The sequence below is a fragment of the Methylobacterium sp. SyP6R genome (assembly GCF_019216885.1).
Taxonomy (GTDB): Bacteria; Pseudomonadota; Alphaproteobacteria; order Rhizobiales; family Beijerinckiaceae; genus Methylobacterium.
The window spans coordinates 4,781,341-4,800,187 of sequence record NZ_JAAQRC020000001.1 but is presented as its reverse complement, the minus strand read 5'-3'; the positions used below and the strand labels follow the sequence as shown (position 1 = coordinate 4,800,187).

Below are 18,847 nucleotides of genomic sequence, written 5' to 3'. Positions count from 1 at the left end.
CCGGACCCTCCCGTCGTTGCAGATTTATCTTCCGATCGCCGAGATGCCGGTCAGCGTCCTGGTCCTGCTCGGGCTCGGCGCGGCGGTCGGCTTCGTGTCGGGGCTGTTCGGCATCGGCGGCGGTTTCCTGATGACGCCGATCCTGATCGTGATGGGGATCCCGCCGGCGATCGCCGTCGCGACCCAGACCGCGCCCATCGTCGCCTCCTCGACCACCAGCGTCCTGGCGGCGTTGCGGCGCAACGCCCTCGACCTCCGGCTCGGCCTCGTCCTCGTCCTCGGCGGCTTCGTCGGGACGAGCCTGGGCGTGTGGTTCTTCGCCGCCATGCGGCGGGCCGGCCAGCTCGATCTCGTCATCACGGTCGCCTACGTCACCCTGTTCACGGTGGTGGGCGGCTTGATGCTGGCGGAATCGCTGCGCAGCGCCTGGGCGCGGCATCGCGGCCGCCCCCGCCCGGCGCGGCTCGGCGGCGACCACGCCGCCTATATGGCCTGGCCGCTGCGGATGCGGTTTCCGCGCTCGCGGCTCTATGCCAGCGTGATCCCGATCCTCGGCCTCGCCCTGTTCGTGGGCTTTGCCGGCGCGGTTCTGGGCATCGGCGGCGGCTTCATCCTGGTCCCGGCGCTCCTCTACCTGATGCGGGTGCCGACGGGCGTGGTGGTCGGCACCTCGCAGTTCCAGATCCTGTGCACGAGCTTCGTCGCCCTGGTGCTGCACGCGGTGCAGAATCAGGCGGTCGACATCGTGCTGGCGGTGATCCTGATCGCCGGAGGGGTGTTCGGGGCGCAGTTCGGGGCGCGAGCCGGGCGCAACCTGCGCTCGGACTACTTCCGGTTCCTCCTCGCCATCCTGGTCCTGGCGGTCGGCCTGCGCTTCGCGGTCGAACTGGTCCTGCGCCCCGCGGAGCCGTTCTCGATCGTGGTCCAGGAGGCGCGCTGATGCGCGCCGTTCTCGCCAGGAATGGCGGCGCGCTGATGCGCGCCGTTCTCGCCAGGAATGGCGGCGCGCTGATGCGCGCCGTTCTCGCCAGGAATGGAGGCGCGCTGATGCGCGCCGTTCCTGCCAAGGATGGAGGCGCGCTGATGCGCGCCGTTCCTGCCAAGGATGGAGGCGCGCTGATGCGCGCCGTGCCCATCGTTATCCTGGCCCTGCTCGCCATCGGCCCGGCACGGGCGGAATCCCTGGTGGTCAGCCTGTCGTTCACCCGGCTCGCCGTCACCTCGTCGTATACCGGTGCCTCGGTGGCGGTGTTCGGCGCCGTCGAGCGTGACGGGCAGTCAGGGGCGCGCTCCGGCGGCTACGACGTGGCGGTGACGATCCGCGGGCCCCGCCAAGCGCTGACGGTGCGCGAGAAGGAGGCGCTGGGGCCGGTCTGGGTCAATCGGGCGCAGCAGAAATTCGCCGAGGTGCCGAGCTTCCTGGCGGTCCTCTCCTCCCGCCCTTTGCCCGAGATCGCCGACGAGGCGACGCGTCGGCGCCTACGGCTCGGCCTCGCGGCGATCGTCGCCGCCCCCGACCTGACCCTGGCGGCGCCGGCGCCGGACGATCCCTTCCGGGAAGCCCTGCTGCGCCTGCGTCGGCGCGAGCGTCTGTTCACCGAGAGCGAGGCGGGGGTACGGTTCCTGGCGCCGTCGGTCTTCCGCGCCACCGCGCCGCTGCCCGCTACCGCGCCGGTCGGCGCCTACGACGTCGAGGTGGTGCTGCTCGCCGGCGGCGTGCCGCTCGCCCGGCACGAGGCGCGGTTCGACCTCGTCAAGTCGGGCATCGAGCAGGGCCTCGCGACATTCGCCCGCGATTGGTCGCCGGCCTACGGGCTTGCCGTCGGCGCTCTCGCGCTCATCTCCGGCTGGCTCGCCAGCGTGATCTTCCGGAGAGACTGATGCCATTTCGCGCACCCTCTGCCGCACCCCCCGCCGCCCTGATCCTCGGGGGTGCGGGCCTGATCCCGTTCGTCGGCCTGGGCGCCCTCGTGATCCTCGGCCAGTCGCTGTTCGGAGTCGCGCCGCGCCCGCTGCTCGCATCTTATGGCGCCGTGATCGCCTCGTTCCTCGGCGGCCTGCGCTGGGGGGCGGCGGCCGCCTCGCCGGAAGGGAAGGGTGCCGACTACGCCGTGTCGGTCCTGCCCTCGCTCCTCGCCTGGGCGGCCCTGCTCGCCCCGGCGCCGTGGGACTTGAGGGTGCTCGGCGCCCTCGTCCTCGCCTGGGGCCTCGTCGACCAGGATCTGCCGCGGCGCGGGCTGGTGCCGGCGTGGCTCGGGCGGTTGCGGCTGGTTCTGTCGGGGGTGGCGGGGGTTGCGTTGCTGGCGGCGGGGATTTGGGGGGCGGCGTGACGGCCCGTGCGCCTCGTCACGATCGAACCATCTTGTCCCGAACCCACCCGCAACCTCATCCTGAGGTGCCGGAGCAAAGCGGAGGCCTCGAAGGAGGGCTCCAGAGATCGCGGTGGTTTTTGAGCCCTCCTTCGAGGCTCATACCAATGGCCCAAGATGCTGACGCATCGGGCCATTGACCCATCTCGAATTTTCGATTTCAAGCCAGAGGCTTGGCGAAAATTCGAGAGCGGAACCAAAGGTCGTTTCCAACGACCGTTGGTATCACTCCGTTCGTACCTCAGGATGAGGTCGAGGGAGGGACAGTGGAATAACCGCACCAAGCCAAACCGGCTGCCCCCCGCCGCCGCCTGTTACTCCCGCGTCAGCATCGTCCGGCCGATCGCGAAGACCCGCCCATCCCCGATCAGGTGCGCGGTGAACCCGCCGGGAAACAGCGTGTCGAAGGTATCGGATCGCACGTTGAGCCCGCCGGTGAGCGAGCCGAAGGCCGGCATCACCAGGCGGGTCGCATCGAGGACGAAGCAGCGCCGGCGCACGGCGCGGCCGCGCATCGCCACCTTGCCGACCGGATGGAAGTGGCCGGCGACCTCGCCCGTCTCAGGGTGTGCCGCGGGCTCGTGCCGCAGCGTGAGGGCGCCGACGGTCAGGGTGTCGGCGAAGCGGCCGCCGATGCCGTCCTGCACCGCCCGGTCGTGGTTGCCGGAGATCCAGACCCAGTCGCGCCCCTCCTGCAGGGCGGCGATGAGCGCGCGGTCGGCGACGTCGAGGCGCGACGGCCCCTGCGCGTCGTGGAAGGAATCGCCCAGGCACACCACGCAGGCCGGGTCGAGGCGGGCCACAGCCTCGTGCAAGGCCGCCAGGGTCTCGCGGGTATCGTAGGGCGGCAGGAACTGGCCCGAGCGGGCGGCAAAGGCCGAGCCCTTCTCGAGGTGCAGGTCGGAGACCACCAGGGTGCGGTGCTCCGGCAGCCACAACCCGCCGCTGAGATCGAGGGCGAGGGTCTCTCCGGCCAGCATGCTGCCTGGGGTCTTGTGGGTCTTCTCGAGCTTCAGCGGCAGCGCCACGATCGTCGTCTTTCCTCTCGGAGCGGGGCGCCCTCCGGTGTGTCACGTCAGGCCAGCGCCTCGGTGAGCAACGCCGCCTCGGCCTCGGCCAGGATTTCGTCCGCACCCTCGCCGTAGACCCGCTCGCGCCCGATCTCGAGCATCACGTTCACGGCGAGCGGCGAGACCCGGTCGAGGGCCTTGTGGATGATTCGCCCCTGGATGCGCGCAAGCATCATACCGAGGCGGGCCACGTCGAGGAGTCCGGTTGCCGCATCCTGCCGCGCCGCCCGCAGCAGCAGGTGGCCGGGCTGGTGCTTGCGCAGCACGTCGTAGATCAGGTCGGTCGAGATCGTCACCTGCCGGCCGGTCTTGCGCTGTCCCGGATGACGGCGCTCGATCAGCCCGGCGATCACCGCGCATTGCCGGAAGGTGCGCTTCATCATCGCCGATTCGTCGAGCCATTCCTCGAGGTCGTCGCCGAGCATGTCCTGGGCGAACAGCCCATCGAGGAAGCCGGGCTCGCGGCCGATGCGCTCCGACAGGTCGCGGGTGCCGAACACCGCGAGGCCGTAATCGTTGGCGGCAAAGCCCAGCGGGCGCATCCCGGCCCGCTCCAGGCGCCGGGTCAAGAGCATGCCGAGCGTCTGGTGGGCGAGCCGCCCCTCGAACGGGAAGCAGGCGAGATAGTAGCGGTTGGCGCGCGGAAAGGTCTCGACCAGCAGGTCGCGCGGGCCCGGCAGCACGGAGCGGCGGCGCTGCTGCACCAGGTAATCCGCCACCTGGGCCGGCAGCCGGTCCCACTCGAACGGGTCGGCGATCAGCGCCCGCACCCGGGCGGCGAGGAAGGTCGAGAGCGGGAATTTCGAGCCGGCATAGCTCGGGATCGCCGGATCGGTGCCGGGGGGCCCACGGGTCACCAGCGCCTCGTCCTCGTGCAGGCCCTCGAAGCGCAGGATCTCGCCCGCGAACAGGAAGGTGTCGCCGACCGTCAGCGTCTCGGCAAAATCCTCCTCGATCTCGCCGAGCACGCGGCCCCCACTGGGGAGCACGGCGCCGGGCTTGGTCCGGTTGCGCCGGGCGAGCCGCACCTTGACCTTCGTCGATTCGATGATCGTGCCGACATTCATCCGGTACTGCTGCGCGGTCCGGGCATCGCGCACCCGCCACAGCCCGTCCGGTCCGCGCAGGATCTTGGCGAACCGTTCATAGGCCCGGAGCGCGTAGCCGCCGGTGGCGACATAGTCGAGGACGAGCCCGAAATCCTCGCGGGTGAGGTCGGCGTAAGGGGAGGCGGCCCGGACCTCGTCGTAGAGGTCGTCCTCGGAGAACGGCCCGGCGCAGGCCATGCCCAGCACGTGCTGGGCCAGCACGTCGAGGGCGCCGATGCGCGGATCGGGCGTGTCCTGCGCCGCCTCCTCGACGGCGTCGAGGGCGGCGCGGCATTCCAGCATCTCGAAGCGGTTGGCCGGCACCAGATAGGCCTTCGACGGCTCGTCCATCCGGTGGTTGGCCCGGCCGATCCGCTGCATGATCCGGCTCGCCCCCTTCGGCGCCCCGATATTGATCACGAGATCGACGTCGCCCCAGTCGATGCCGAGATCGAGGGTCGCGGTGCAGACCACGGCCCGGAGCACGCCCGCGGCCATCGCCGCCTCGACCTTCCGGCGCTGCGTCGCGTCGAGGGAGCCGTGATGGAGCGCGATCGGCAGCCCGTCGTCGTTCAGATTCCAGAGTTCCTGGAAGGTGTACTCTGCCTGGAGCCGGGTGTTGACGAAGACCAGGACCAGCTTGTGCCGCCGGATCAGGTCGTAGACCGCCGGCATCGATTGCCACGCCGTGTGCCCGGCGAGTGGCAGGGTGCGGCCGGTCTCCAGCATGTGCAGGTCGGCGCGCGCGCCACCCTGGACGGTGATGAGGTCGGCCATCGCCGATTCGGGCACTTGCCCGAATCCTTGCGGTACCAGGTAGCGCCGTAACGCATCGGGCTCGCGCACGGTCGCCGACAGGCCGGTCGTGGCGAGGCCCGGCGCCAGCCGGTGCAGCCGGGCGAGGCCGAGGCTGAGGAGGTCGCCGCGCTTCGAGGTGACCAGCGCGTGCAGCTCGTCGAGCACCACCCGCTTGAGATTCCGAAACAGTTCCGCCGCCTCGCGATGGGCGACCAGCAGCGCCAGCTGCTCGGGCGTGGTGAGCAGGATGTGCGGCGGGCGCGCGACCTGGCGGATCCGCTTGTGCGACGGGGTGTCGCCGGTGCGGGTCTCGATCCGGATCTTTTGCTCCAGCCCGATCCCGGCCACCGGCGCTTCGAGGTTGCGGGCGATGTCGACCGCCAGCGCCTTGAGCGGCGAGATATAGAGGGTGTGCAAGCCGCCCTTGTCGTTCCCCTTGTCGTCCCCCTCCGCCAGGTCGACCAGGGTGGGGAGGAAGCCCGCCAGCGTCTTGCCGGCCCCGGTCGGCGCCACCAGCAGGGCCGAGCGCCCGGCTTGCGCCGCCGCCAGCAGGGCGAGCTGGTGCGGCCGGGGCGCCCATCCGCGCGCGGCGAACCACCCGGCGAAGGCGGCGGGGAGCGCGGGGGACGGTTCGGGGGGGCGTTTGGGGAGAGAATTCTTGGGCACGCCCTCCGATGTAGCGCGCGCATTCGTTTCGTGGGATGGCGGCGGCCTTGGTGTCTCTCACAAAACTCTCTGTCGCCGTCGTCGGCCGCGATGGCAGCGTCGGTGCAGCGGGAGTTTCGTGAGGTGCACCTGAAACCGTTCTCGGGAGCGCCGTCGTGGGTCTCGAATGCACGCCCTGGATCACCCTCGACGAGTCCGAGCTCGAGGAGAGCTTCGTGCGCGCCTCCGGCCCGGGCGGCCAGAACGTCAACAAGGTCTCGTCCGCGGTACAGCTGCGCTTCGACGTGCGGCGCTCGCCCGCGCTCCCGAACGCCGTCGCGATCCGCCTGATGAAGCTCGCCGGGCGGCGGCTCACGTCGGATGGGGTGCTGGTCATCACGGCGCAGAACCACCGCACCCAGGAGCGCAACAGGGCCGAGGCTCGCGAGCGCCTGGCCGACCTCGTCCGCGAGGCCGCCGTGCCCCCGACCCCGCGCCGCCCGACCCGGCCGACGCTGGCCTCCAAGAAGAGGCGGCTGGAGGAAAAGGGCCGGCGGGGCGACGTGAAGAAGCTGAGAGGCGGCAAGCCGGGCCTCGACTGAGCCACCCGGGCCATCGAGCCGACCGCCGATGCGCATCGCCGTGTCGTCGATTGACGTGGCGTAAAAAAATGAAATCCGGCATTGTCGTCTCTTGCTGCGCTGGAGCCGACATCAGTTCCCCGTTCCTGTCTTAGGGGAAGGTTCACCGATATCCGGGCAAGGTCCGCCTCATCAAGATCCCGATCGGCGGTGCGCGTCATGACGAACCCGGCTAACCCCTCCCTTGCCCGACCGTCGATCACCAGGATTTCGGTCTCCTGGATGCTCTGCATCGTTCTCGGCCTCATGGGCGTGCTGGTGATCGCTCAGGCCGCCGGCGCGCTCGTCGGCGCCGCCCGCGAGCAGGCGCAGGCGGGCAAGGTCGTCACCCTGTCCGTCGGCAGCCGCGCCCTTCTCGGGACGCTGCTGGCGAACCGCATCGAGCGCGGCACCGCCCTCACGGCGCTCGGCGTCGAGGCGCCGGCGGATCCCGACATGCGGGCTTCCCTGGCCAAGGGGCGCGCCACCGCCGACAAGGGCTTCTCCGAGGTGATCGCCGCCCTGGACGGGACCGACCTGCGGAGCGTCGCCGGCACGATCGGCCGCTTGCGCGAGGCGCAAGGCGCGCTGGCCGCCCTGCGCCCGCGCATCGACGCTGCCCTGGATCGGCCCCGGACCGCCCGGGAGCCGTCGATCCTCGCCGACGCGACGGCCGCCTACGGGGCCCTGCTCGACGGCCTGACCGCGACGACGGACACGGTCGATACCGCCATCGCCTCCGCCGATCCGGCTCTGCGCGCCGCCAGGCTGATCAAGCGGGCCGCCTGGGCGACCCGCGTGGCGGCCGGCGGGGCGGCGCTGAGACTGCAGACCGGCGTGGCGAACCCGGCCTCGTGGTCGCCCGCCGCCACCCTGACGGCGGCCGAGGAGCGTGGGCGCCTCGACCAGACCTGGGCCGGCGCCATCGACGCCATCGGCCGGGTGTCGGACGGACCGATCCGGGTCGCCTTCGAGACCGCGCAGGCGCGCAACTTCTCGGCCACCGCCAAGGAGGAGCGCCGCGCCCTGGCCGAGGCCCTGGGCGCGGGCCGGCCGGTCGGCATCTCGATCCAGGACCTGCGCCGTCGCGACACCGACAACCAGGGCACCATCGTCGATCTCGCCAACGTCGCGCTCGACGTGATGGTCGAGCGGGCGCGGGAACTCGAGGACGAGGCCGGCCGGATGGTGATCCGCAACGGCGCGATCCTCGCCGCCGCCCTGGCCCTGTCGATCTTCGGCCTCGTCTGCGTGGTCCGCGGCGTGCTGCAGCCGATCCGGGCGATGACCCGCGGCATGGGCGAGCTGGCCGCCGGCCGGCTCGACGTCGCGGTGCCCGGGCTCGGGCGTCGCGACGAGATCGGCGAGATGGCCGAGGCCATGCGGGTGTTCAAGGACGCGATGAGTCAGGCCCGCCGCCTCGAGGCCGAGACCGCGCAGGCGCGCCTCTCGGCGGAGACGCAGAGGCTCGCCGGGATGCGCGAGATGGCCGACAGCTTCGAGGCGACGATCGGCGGCGTGGTCGACACGGTGTCGTCCTCGGCGGTCCAGCTGCAGGCGACCGCCCGGTCGATGAATGCGGCGGCGACCCGCACGACGAACGAGTCCGGCGCCGCCTCGGGCGGTGCCCGGGAGGTGTCCGGGCATGTCGGCGGTGTCGCCGACGCCGCCGGCCGGCTCGGCGAATCCGTCGCCGAGATCGGGCGCCGGGCCTCCGCCTCGGCGGACCTCGCCCGGACCGCGACCGACGAGGCCGGCCGCACGGCCGAGCTGGTGCAGGAACTGAACGGTGCGGTGGGCAAGATCGGCGATGTCGTCGGCATCATCGCCACCATCGCCAGCCAGACCAACCTGCTGGCGCTCAACGCCACGATCGAGGCGGCCCGGGCCGGGGAGGCGGGGCGGGGCTTCTCGGTCGTCGCCGCAGAGGTGAAGGAACTCGCCAACCAGACCGCCAAGGCCACCGACGAAATCTCCTCGCAGATCGCCCGGATCCAGGGCTCGACCGCGCAGGCGGTGTCGGCGATCGGCGGCTTCGACGCGCGGATCCGCGAGATCAGCACCGTGACGCGTTCGATCGCCGCCGCGGTCGAGGCGCAGGGCGTCGCCACGCGCGACATCGTGCACAACGCCTCGCACGCGGCGACGGGAGCCCGCAGGGTGACCGAGACGATCGACGGCGTCGCCGGTACGGCGGGCGAGACCGGCGCCGCCGCCGACCAGGTGCTCGCCGCGGCCTCGGCCCTGTCGCACCAGTCCGAGGACCTGCGCCGGGGCGTCTCCCGCTTCCTGGAGCGCGTGCGGGCCGCCTGAGCCGGCAGAACGACCGCGAGGCCGTCACCGAACCGTCAAGGAGGCGTGATTGCCTCGGCACAGATCAACGCGCAGCCCCTATCCGCCCCGGCGGGTGGGGCTGCCGGGAGGACGAGGGCCGCGATGACGGATCACACCACCCTGACCCGGCGTACCACCCTGGCCGGGGCGACGGCCCTGGCGCTCGCTCCCCTCGCGGCCTTGGCACAGGGCGCTCCGGGTGCGGGGCCGGGACACGCGCAAGGCGAGGGACGAGCGCCCGCACAGGTCGCCGGCATCGTCTACGAGGATCGCGGGGCCAAGGGCCGGCGCGGGCCCGACGATCCGGGGCTGCCCGACGTGCTGGTCTCGAACGGCCGCGAGGTGGCCCGCACCGACGCGCAGGGACGCTACACCCTGCCGGTCGGCGACGAGGTGGTGATCTTCGTCGTCAAGCCGACCGGTTTCGCCCTGCCGCCGGGGCCCGACGGGCTGCCGCATTTCTCGTACCTGCACCAGCCGGCCGGCACCCCGGCGGATCTCTCGCTCCGCTATCCCGGCATCGCGCCGACCGGACCGCTGCCGTCATCCGTCGATTTCGGCCTGGTGCGCCGCCCGGAAAGCGGCGACTTCGACGTCGTGCTGTTCACCGATCCCCAGCCGGAAAGCCACGCCGAGCTGACCTTCGTGCGCGACACCGCCATCGCCCGGGTGCTCGGCCTGCGGGGCGAGTTCGGCAAGGTGGCGTTCGGAATGACGACGGGCGACGTGTTGTTCGACGATCTCTCGCTCTATCCGCGCCAGAACCGGCTCATCGCGCAGGTGGGCGTGCCGTGGTTCCACATCGGCGGCAACCATGACCTCAACTTCGAGGCGCCGGACGCCCGCCATTCGCGCGAGACCTTCAAGCGCAGCTTCGGCGCGCCGTACTACGCGCTGGAACACGGCGGCGTGCTGTTCCTGATGCTCGACAACGTCCATTATCTCGGGGCCGCCACCGCGACGGCGGGCCGGGGCGGGCGCTACGAGGGCCGGATCGGCGAGCGTCAGCTCGCCTTCGTGGAGAACCTGCTGGCGCAGGTGCCGAAGGACCGCCTGGTGGTGGTGGCGATGCACATCCCGCTCGCCAGCGATCTCGGGCCGGACGATCCCGGCATCGGCACCGCCGACCGGGCGCAGCTGCTGCGGCTGCTGGCCGGGCGGCCGTCCTTCAGCGTCTCGGGCCACACCCACACCACCGAGCACCACTACCTCGGGTCGGACGGCCGGCCCGGCGCCCCGGGCGACGACGCCCACCATCACCATGTGCTCACCGCCGTCTCGGGCTCGTGGTGGAGCGGTCCGCCGGACCGGCGCGGCATCGCCACCGCCGACAGCCGCGACGGCACGCCGCACGGATTCCACGTGCTCGGCATCACCGGCGGCCGGCACTACACCACCCGCTACGTCCCGGCGAGCGACGATGCCGGCCGCCAGATGCGGATCGTGCTGGAGAGCCAGTTCCACGCCGACGACCTCGCCCGCCTGCCCGATACGCGGCTCTACGAATTGCTCGGCGCGACGATTCCGGCCGAGAGCGCCGGTGCGACGAACGTGGTGGTCAACCTGTTCGACGGCGGGCCGCGCAGTCGGGTGACATTCCGCATCGGCGATCGTCCGCTCGTGCCGATGACGCGGGTGCGCCGGCCGGACCCGTTCGTCGCCGCCCTCTATGCCCGCAACGCGGCGACCAGGAAGTCCTGGGTGAAGGCCGAGCCGTGCTCGCATCTCTGGGTGGCGCGGCTGCCGCGGGACCTCGCGGCCGGCACCCACCGCCTCACCGTCGAGGCGACCGACGAGTACGGCCGCGCGCATCGCGACGCGCTGGTGCTCGAAGTGCTGGACGGGGCGGCGAGGGCTGGCTAGCGCATCGTTCGACGAAGCGGAGGACCGGTTCGTCGATAAGGAAATGCCGCAAGATCAGGGATCTGAGGCACTGCCCGGATGGCAGCGCGACCGGGCAGTGCTCCAGCGGCGGATTCTACAGCCGGCTGGGCAGGGAGATCACCGCGTCGACCGTCTCCCTGATCGCGCGGCCCGCCGGGGCGAGGTCGGGCATCGGCACGCCGAGGAAGCGGGTCGGCTCCTCCGCCGTCGGCGCGGGTGCCGCGCCGGGTTGGGCGGCGGCGCTGCGCTGATGCGCCTCGGGCTTCTCGCGCCTGGCGACCGGCTTCTCGGCGGCATGCTTTTCCGCCACCCGTTTCTCGGCGACCGGCTTCTCGATGACGGGCTTCTCGGCCGCGTGCCTGACCGGGGCTGGCTTCGCGTCAGACCTGGCTTCGGCCTTGGCCTCCCGGGCCGGTGCGAGCCGCGGCGTGGCCTTCGGCTCCGCGACCTTTTCGCGCGCCGGGACGGTGGGCTTGGGGTCGACCGCCCGGGCCGGCGGCAGCGGCGCGGGCTCGCGCGTCACCGCGACGGTGCGGGGCGCGACCGCCTCGCGGGGCGCGACGACCGGGCGCGGTGTTTCCTGGGCCTTCGGGGCGGCGGGAGCGGGTTGGAACGGGGCAGCGGTGCCGGTCGCGGCGACGTCGGCAGCCGGCGACCAGGAACCCTGCACCGGATTGCCCTGAGCCGAGAACCCCCGCGCCGGAGCACCTTGCGTCAGTGCACCCGGCTTCGGGTCGAGCAGGGCGGCAGGAGCGATCGGCGGCGCCAGGGGCGGTGCCGACTCGGACGTCGCCGCAGCCTGCATGCCCGGCGTCTGGTTCCCCGGCGCTTGGCTCCCGGGGGCTTGGCTCCCCGGGGCCTGGGGCAGCGGAACCTGGCGCACCGTCGGGGCCGGCGTGGTCCGAAGGGCCGGGATTCCGTCCTTGATCTCCGGCATGTCGGCGACGCGGCCGAAATGCACCTCCGGGGGCCGCGGCCGCAGCATGTCGCTGATCGCCGGATAGGCCGCCGCGGCGAGCCCGGCGCAGCCGCCGATTCCGACCAGGCCCAGGGCCGCCAGCATCGCCGGACGGCCGAGGCGCGTAACCACGCTCCCGTGCGGGTCCTCGCGCGGCCGGCGCACCTCGGACGGATCGATCTCCACTGGCTTCATGGCGCGGGCTCTCCGACTTACCTGCCCTCAACCATGATCAGAACCACCGAATCAGGCGTGAAGATGTCGGGGGAAAACTGTCGGCCTGTGGATAACCCGGGCTTGTCACCGTCGCTGTGGGCGAGGCCGACGATTGACTCGCGGCGGGCGGCGGAGCTTGGTCCGGCCCGGGGGCGTCGGGACCGGACGCGAGGGCGCGTGCAGACGAGAACGAAGATCGGAATCGGCCTGGTCGCGGCCCTGCTGGCGGCCGGCCTCGCCGCTGTCCTGGTTGTCCGGCACAAGTCCGGGGCAGGGCAGGGGGTGGCGGCGTTCCGCGAGGCCCGGGCCTTCGCGGTCTCCGGCGTGCTCAAGCAGGTTGAGGGCCCCTACAGCCTGCTCCTCGGCGACTCGCAGATGGAGCGCCTGTACCTGCCGGCCCTGTGCGGCCATCCCGCCATCGACGCCGCCATCGCGGGCACGCGGATCTCCGGCCTGCGCGCCGTCGCGGGATGGATCGACCTGCCGCGGCCGCCGGAGGCGATCGTGGTGACCATCGGCACCAACGACCTCACCCGGCGCCAGCGCTCCGGCGATCCCGACGCGGCCACGGCGCAGTTCCGCACGGAGGCCCGGGGCCTGTTCTCCGAACTCGTGCCCCGGGCCCGGCGCGTCGTCGTCACCGCGGTGCCGCCCTTCGATGCCGGCCGTCCCGGCGTGGCGAAGTTCTACGACGTCGAGGCCGCGCCGGCCTATACGGCGATCCTGTCGGAGGAATGCGCCCGGGCCGGCTGCCGCTTCGTCGACGCCTATGCCGACCTGCGCGACCCGGCCTCCTCGAGCCGGTCGCCGGACGGCGTCCATCTCGGCCTCGACCCGGCGGCGCGGGACCGCATCGCCGCGCGCCTCGAGGCGGCGGCTTGCCCCGATCTCCCGGGACGCGCGCGCTGACCTGGCGCCTCGGGAGGTCGATCCACCGACGATTGTACGGTTTACTTGATTTAAAGGTGCCTTCCTCCGCGGTGGCACTACCTAGGACTGTGCAGACGCGCCTCCACTCTGCGCGCCACCCTATTCGGCGTCCCGTGGAGCCAAGTGCCAAGATGATTTGCGTGACGCTCTGGCAGATCATGGGTCGTTGGCGATTTTGCCCAGGAAAGCTTTCGAAGTCGGTGTCTGGCTCTTGGACAAAACGCGTCCTTAGGTTAGCAGAAGCAGGACTCGGGATTTACCCGATTCGGCTGGGTGCGGGTGGCGGCTGAGGCGTGACAGGGGTCGCGCCGGCCTGCCGCGCGGGCGCCGGCCATCCCACGCTCGGCGCGATCGCCAGGAGAGCTGATGACGGCGCGGACCGCGCATCCGATCGCGGGTATCCCGGTGGACAGACCGGACGATGCCCTCGGCCGTGCGCTGCCGGAGAGCGAGCCGGGGATGAGCGGGCTGCCGTCGCGCCTGATCCTCGACGCGTTGCCGCAGAAGATCTGGATGCTCGACCGCGACGGGGTGGTGCGCTTCGCTAACCGGGCGGCGCGGGAGATCGGCACCAGCCTCGGCGAGCCCGACGGCTGGGACAGCGTGATCCACCCCAAGGACCGCGCCCGGGCGGCGGTGGCGCGCAGCTCCGCCATCCGGTCGGGCCAGCCCTACGACCTGACGATCCGCCTGCGCGACACCAGCGGGCGCTGGCACTGGCACCAGACCGACGTGGTGCCGATCCGCGAGGGCGCGGGCATCACCGGCTGGATGATGACGGCCGCCGACGTCGACGACGTCGTGGCCGACAACCAGGCGCTCGAGGCCACCACCAACCTGCTGCTCCTGACCCACAAGGCCGCCGGCGTCGGCCTGTGGGACTGGAACATGCGCACCGGCGCGCTCTCGCTCTCGGCGGAGGGCGCGCGCCTGCACGGCCTCTCGGCGCAGGCCTGCATCATCACCTCCTCGGCCTGGACCGGGCTCGTCCATGCCGACGACCGCGCCATGCTGTGGGACGCGGTCACCAAGGCCGTCACCACCCGCACCCCGTTCTCGGTCGATGTCCGGGTGACCGCCGAGCACGGCGCCGTCCGGTGGATTCAGAGCCTAGGACGCGTCCTCGATGACGCGCACGGCCTGAGCGGGCGCATCGTCGGCCTCACCCTCGACATCACCGCCCGCAAGCGGGCCGAGCAGGCGCTCTCCCACGCCAAGGACGGGGCCGAGCAGGCCAACCGCGCCAAGTCGGATTTCCTGGCGATGATGAGCCACGAGATCCGCAATCCCCTCAACGCGGTCCTCGGCTATACCGAGCACATGCTCAGCCGCTCGCGCGAGCCAGAAACCCTGCGCCACCTCGCCGCCGTCCAGGAGGCCGGCGAGATCCTGATGCGGGTCGTCGACGACGTGCTCGACGTGGCGCAGATCGAGGCGGGCCAGGTCGCCCTCGATCCGGAGCCCTTCCTGCTCGCCGACCTCCTGGCCGGCACCGCCGAGGTCGCCCGGGGTGCGGCCTCCCGCAAGGGCGTGGCGGTGGAGGTCCTGCGCGATCCCGCCACCCCCACCCTGGTGCTGGGCGATGTCGGGCGCCTGCGCCAGGTCCTGCTCAACCTCCTCACCAACGCGGTGAAGTTCACGCCGGCCGGCCGGGTCGCCCTGGCGGTGGGGCCGGATACCGGTCGCGGCGGCGCGGGCCGGCTGCTGTTCACGGTGAGCGACACCGGCATCGGCATGTCGGCGGCGCAGCAGGAACGGCTGTTCGTGCCCTTCGGCCAGGGCGACGAATCGATTCGGCGCCGCTTCGGCGGCAGCGGGCTGGGCCTCGTCATCTGCCGCCACCTCGTCGAGCTGATGGGCGGGCAGATCGGCGTGTCGAGCGAACCGGGGCGCGGCACGCGGATCTGGTTTTCCGTGACGTTGCCGCCGGCTTAGAGCGCCGGTAGCGGCGGGGCGAATCGGCTCGCCTCGACGCCTCGAAGGTCCGCTGGGCTTGCAAAGCTGTCATTCAGCTATGCCATGCAAAAACTGGCGCAAACAAGGGCAACATTCAGATGACCGCGACAGGCATGTCGGCGCTACCGGCCGCCGTGATCTTCGACATGGACGGGCTCCTGTTCGACAGCGAGTTACTCGCTCACAACGCCATGATGGCTGCGTCGGAGGAACTCGGGCACGGGTTCACGACAGAGGACTTCCTCACTTTGGTCGGACGACCCTCGTCTGCGAACCGCGCGTTACTCCAAGAACGTATCGGCTCACACGATGGCGTGGAGATGTTCGATGCCGTGTGGGAACGCCATTTTCTCGGCATGAGAAGCGCGCTCGCCTTGAAGCCAGGGGTATTGGATTTGCTGGCTCGGCTCGACGCCCTAGGCTTGCCTCGCGCCATTTGCACGTCTTCAAGTCGACGCGATGTGAAATACAATCTGGCGCTGCATAGCTTGGACGGTCGATTCGAGGCGATCGTCGCCTCTGGCGATTACGTGCATGGTAAGCCGGCTCCTGACCCCTTCCTGCGAGCCGCTGAGGTGTTGGGCGTTAAGCCTGAAGAGTGCTTGGCTTTAGAAGATTCTCACAACGGAGTGCGATCAGCTGCGGCGGCGGGCATGTGCACCGTGATGGTTCCTGACCTTCTTCCTGCCACTGACGAGATGCGGCGTCTCTGCCATCGTGTCGTGCTCGACCTGCACGAAGTTCGACGAATGCTCGAATAAGGACATCAGAACCCTCAAGGTCGACGTTGCGCCTGGCGGGTGCGAGCCGATCGGGTTCGATCTCGAAACCCGGTTCAGTTCCGGCGCCCGACCGGCTATTGACACGTCATGCAATGGACGGATGACGGGCTGGTTCTCGGGGCGCGGCGGCACGGCGAGACCGGCGTCGTCCTCGAACTGATGACGGCCGAGCACGGCCGCCATCTCGGCCTCGTGCATGGCGGGCGCTCGCGGCGGATGCAGCCGGTGCTCCAGCCCGGCAACCTGGTGCGGGCGGTGTGGCGGGCCCGGCTCGACGAGGGATTGGGCGCCTACGCGGTCGAGCCGATTGAGAGCGCCAGCGCGCGGCTGATCGGCTCGCGCCTCGCCCTCTACGGCATCGGCTACGCCGCGGGGCTGCTGCGGCTTCTCCCTGAGCGTGATCCCCATCCGGCCCTGTTCGCAGTCGCCAAGGTGCTGATCGCGCATCTGCACGAGCCCGAGATCGCCCCCGCCCTGATGGTGCGGTTCGAGCTGGCGATGCTCGCCGAGCTCGGCTTCGGCCTCGACCTCTCGGCCTGCGCCGCCACCGGCACCAACGAATACCTCGCCTACGTCTCGCCGAAGAGCGGGCGGGCGGTGAGCGCGGCGGCCGGCGAGCCCTGGCGCGACCGGCTGCTGGCGCTGCCCGACTTCCTGGTCGATCGGGCCGACCGCCGCGGTCTCAACGTGCCGACCGCCCGGGAGGTCAAGCAAGGCTTTACCTTAACGGGATATTTCCTCGACCAGCACATCTGGGGTCCGCGCGACGTGGCCGAGCCGGAGGAGCGGGTGCGGTTCGTCGGCTTGAGTACCGCCGGGTCGGGTTGAGCCGTGTTCGATTGCGCGGAGAGGTTGTATCGCCCTCCTGGCCATCGCTGCATGTTCGTGTTATGTTCTCATCTTGAGAACGCCGAAATCGTGAGTTGACGTCCGCCCATGGGAAAGCCCTTCGAGCCACCCTCCGACCGCGACGGGATCGAGAACGTCGACCTGAAGGCGGCGCTGGAGGAGCGCTACCTCGCCTACGCGCTCTCGACCATCATGCACCGGGCACTGCCCGATGCCCGCGACGGCCTCAAGCCCGTGCACCGGCGCATCCTGCACGCGATGCGGCTTTTGCGCCTCGATCCCGGCAGCGCCTACAAGAAATGCGCCCGCGTCGTCGGCGACGTGATCGGTAAGTACCATCCCCACGGCGACGTCGCGGTCTACGATGCGCTCGTGCGCCTCGCCCAGGACTTCGCCCAGCGCTATCCGCTGGTCGACGGCCAGGGCAATTTCGGCAATATCGACGGCGACAACCCGGCGGCCCAGCGGTACACCGAGTGCCGGATGACCGAGGTCGCCCGTCTCCTTCTCGAGGGGATGGACGAGGACGCGGTCGATTTCCGCCCGAACTACGACGGGCAGGAAGAGGAGCCGGTCGTCCTGCCGGCGGCCTTCCCGAACCTCCTGGCCAACGGCTCGCAGGGCATCGCCGTCGGCATGGCGACCTCGATCCCGCCGCACAACGTGGCCGAACTCTGCGAGGCCGCGCTCTACCTCATCACCCACCCCTCGGCGACCTCCGAGCAACTGACCACCTTCGTCAAGGGCCCGGACTTCCCGACCGGCGGCATCATCACCGATTCCGCGGCCTCGATCGCCGAGGCCTACCGCACCGGGCGCGGCGGCTTCCGGGTCCGGGCGCGCTGGCAGAAGGAGGATCTCGGCCGCGGCACCTGGGCGGTGGTCGTCACCGAGATCCCCTACGGCGTGCCGAAGGCCCGGCTGATTGAGAAGATGGCCGAGCTGCTGCAGGAGAAGAAGCTGCCGCTGCTCGCCGACGTGCGCGATGAATCGGCCGAGGACGTGCGGGTGGTGCTGGAGCCGCGCTCGCGGACCGTCGATCCCGTGGTGATGATGGAATCCTTGTTCCGGCTCACGGAGCTGGAAAGCCGCATCTCGCTGAACATGAACGTGCTGGTCGGCGGCACGGTCCCGCGGGTGATCGGCCTCGCCGAAGCCCTGCGCGAATGGCTCGACCATCGCCGGGTCGTGCTGCAGCGCCGCTCGCGCCACCGCCTCGCCCAGATCGAGCGCCGGCTCGAAATCCTCGGCGGCCTGCTCATCGTCTATCTCGACCTCGACCGGGTGATCCAGATCATCCGCGAGGAGGACGAGCCGAAGGCCGAGCTGATGCGGGTCTTCGAGCTGACCGAATTGCAGGCCAACGCCATCCTCGACACGCGGTTGCGCAGCTTGCGCAAGCTGGAGGAGATGGAGCTGAAGCGCGAGCACGACGCGCTGACGAAGGAGAAGGCCGATCTCGACGGCCTGATGGCCTCCGACGACAAGCAGTGGAAGTCGATCGCGACCCAGATCCGGACGGTGCGCAAGACCTACGGCCCCGAGACCCCGCTCGGCCGTCGCCGCACCACGCTGGAGAACCCGCCCGACACCTCCGGCATCGATTTCTCGGAGGCGATGGTCGAGCGCGAGCCGATCACCGTGATCGTCTCGCAGAAAGGCTGGATCCGGGCGCTCAAGGGCCATGTCGCCGACCTCTCGGCCGTGCAGTTCAAGGGCGACGACACCCTGAAAGTGAGCTTCCCGACCGAGACGACGGCCAAGATCCTGGTGCTGGCCTCGAACGGCAAGGTCTTCACGTTGGAGGCCGCCAAGCTCCCGGGCGGGCGCGGCTTCGGCGATCCGATCCGCCTGATGGTGGACATGGACGAGGGCTCGGAGATCGTCACCGTCTGGGCGCACAAGCCCGGGGTGAAGCTCCTGCTCGCCACCACCGACGGGCGCGGCTTCGTCACCCCGGCGGACGGGCTCGTCGCCAATACCCGCAAGGGCAAGCAGGTGATCGGCCTCGACGACCCGGCGACGGCGAGCCTCGTCGTCGAGGTCGGGGAGGGCGACCACGTCGCGGTCTGCGGCACCAACCGCCTGCTCACGGTCTTCCCCCTCGCGGAGATCCCCGAGATGGTCCGCGGCAAGGGCGTGCGGTTGCAGAAATACCGCGACGCCACCCTCGACTCGGTCGTGATCTTCAGCCTCGCCGATGGCCTGACCTGGCCCGACAGTGCCGGGCGCACCCGCAGCGAGGCCGGCGACGACCTGGCGAAGTGGGTCGGCCATCGCGGCGGCACCGGGGCGATGGCGCCGCGGGGCTACCCCAAATCCGGCCGCCCGTGACCGGGGCCCGGATC

Annotated in this window: 14 protein-coding genes; 11 read left to right on the top strand and 3 right to left on the bottom strand. The window is 71.0% G+C overall.

Annotation, left to right across the window (positions count from 1 at the left end):
* Positions 1-16 precede the first annotated feature (16 nt).
* Genes HBB12_RS22100 through HBB12_RS22090 form a run of 3 tightly spaced genes read left to right on the top strand, consistent with a single transcriptional unit; the run spans position 17 to position 2,330 of the window.
* Positions 17-940: a sulfite exporter TauE/SafE family protein gene (locus HBB12_RS22100; RefSeq protein ID WP_236991323.1), complete on the top strand. Its 924-nt coding sequence runs from the start codon at positions 17-19 to the stop codon at positions 938-940.
* Positions 940-1,881: a TIGR02186 family protein gene (locus HBB12_RS22095; protein WP_236991322.1), complete on the top strand. Its 942-nt coding sequence runs from the start codon at positions 940-942 to the stop codon at positions 1,879-1,881. The genes HBB12_RS22100 and HBB12_RS22095 overlap by 1 nt, the downstream gene beginning before the upstream one ends.
* Entirely contained in the window at positions 1,881-2,330 is a 450-nt protein-coding gene (locus HBB12_RS22090; RefSeq protein ID WP_236991321.1) for a DUF3429 domain-containing protein, read from the top strand. The genes HBB12_RS22095 and HBB12_RS22090 overlap by 1 nt, the downstream gene beginning before the upstream one ends.
* A gap of 353 nt (positions 2,331-2,683) precedes the next feature.
* Here HBB12_RS22090 and pdeM read toward each other — a convergent pair whose 3' ends face one another.
* Together pdeM and HBB12_RS22080 are read right to left on the bottom strand one after the other, a co-directional pair.
* Positions 2,684-3,397, bottom strand: coding sequence for a ligase-associated DNA damage response endonuclease PdeM (gene pdeM / locus HBB12_RS22085; protein ID WP_236991320.1), 714 nt, complete (start codon positions 3,395-3,397; stop codon positions 2,684-2,686).
* A gap of 47 nt (positions 3,398-3,444) precedes the next feature.
* A complete protein-coding gene (locus HBB12_RS22080; protein ID WP_236991319.1) occupies positions 3,445-5,991 on the bottom strand; it encodes a ligase-associated DNA damage response DEXH box helicase in 2,547 nt (848 codons plus the stop codon).
* A 155-nt stretch (positions 5,992-6,146) separates the two neighbouring features.
* Between HBB12_RS22080 and arfB the strand changes: the two genes are divergently transcribed.
* The 3 genes from arfB to HBB12_RS22065 all read left to right on the top strand — a co-directional run bounded on the left by arfB (position 6,147) and on the right by HBB12_RS22065 (position 10,787).
* Positions 6,147-6,572, top strand: a complete 426-nt coding sequence (gene arfB, locus HBB12_RS22075) for an alternative ribosome rescue aminoacyl-tRNA hydrolase ArfB (RefSeq protein WP_236991318.1) — start codon at positions 6,147-6,149, stop codon at positions 6,570-6,572.
* A gap of 198 nt (positions 6,573-6,770) precedes the next feature.
* Complete coding sequence (locus tag HBB12_RS22070) at positions 6,771-8,903, top strand: methyl-accepting chemotaxis protein (protein WP_236991317.1); 2,133 nt, start codon at positions 6,771-6,773, stop codon at positions 8,901-8,903.
* 123 nt (positions 8,904-9,026) lie between these two features.
* A complete protein-coding gene (locus HBB12_RS22065) occupies positions 9,027-10,787 on the top strand; it encodes a calcineurin-like phosphoesterase C-terminal domain-containing protein (RefSeq protein ID WP_236991316.1) in 1,761 nt (586 codons plus the stop codon).
* 115 nt (positions 10,788-10,902) lie between these two features.
* On the opposite strand, the gene HBB12_RS22060 is transcribed toward HBB12_RS22065, so the two are convergent.
* On the bottom strand, positions 10,903-11,961 hold the full coding sequence (locus tag HBB12_RS22060) for a hypothetical protein (RefSeq protein WP_236991315.1): 1,059 nt from the start codon (positions 11,959-11,961) through the stop codon (positions 10,903-10,905).
* A 198-nt stretch (positions 11,962-12,159) separates the two neighbouring features.
* On the opposite strand from HBB12_RS22060, the gene HBB12_RS22055 reads away from it, so the two are divergent.
* The 5 genes from HBB12_RS22055 to parC all read left to right on the top strand — a co-directional run bounded on the left by HBB12_RS22055 (position 12,160) and on the right by parC (position 18,833).
* Positions 12,160-12,891 (top strand): SGNH/GDSL hydrolase family protein, encoded by a 732-nt coding sequence (locus HBB12_RS22055; RefSeq protein ID WP_236991314.1) that lies wholly within the window; start codon positions 12,160-12,162, stop codon positions 12,889-12,891.
* 387 nt (positions 12,892-13,278) lie between these two features.
* Positions 13,279-14,847, top strand: a complete 1,569-nt coding sequence (locus tag HBB12_RS22050; RefSeq protein WP_236991313.1) for a PAS domain-containing sensor histidine kinase — start codon at positions 13,279-13,281, stop codon at positions 14,845-14,847.
* Between the two features lie 119 nt (positions 14,848-14,966).
* Entirely contained in the window at positions 14,967-15,629 is a 663-nt protein-coding gene (locus HBB12_RS22045) for an HAD family hydrolase (protein WP_236991312.1), read from the top strand.
* Between the two features lie 108 nt (positions 15,630-15,737).
* Entirely contained in the window at positions 15,738-16,478 is a 741-nt protein-coding gene (gene recO, locus HBB12_RS22040; protein WP_236991311.1) for a DNA repair protein RecO, read from the top strand.
* Positions 16,479-16,586: 108 nt separating this feature from the next.
* Positions 16,587-18,833 carry a DNA topoisomerase IV subunit A gene (gene parC / locus HBB12_RS22035; protein ID WP_236991310.1) on the top strand — a complete coding sequence of 749 codons (2,247 nt, stop codon included), beginning with the start codon at positions 16,587-16,589 and terminating at the stop codon, positions 18,831-18,833.
* The last annotated feature ends 14 nt before the right edge of the window (positions 18,834-18,847 follow it).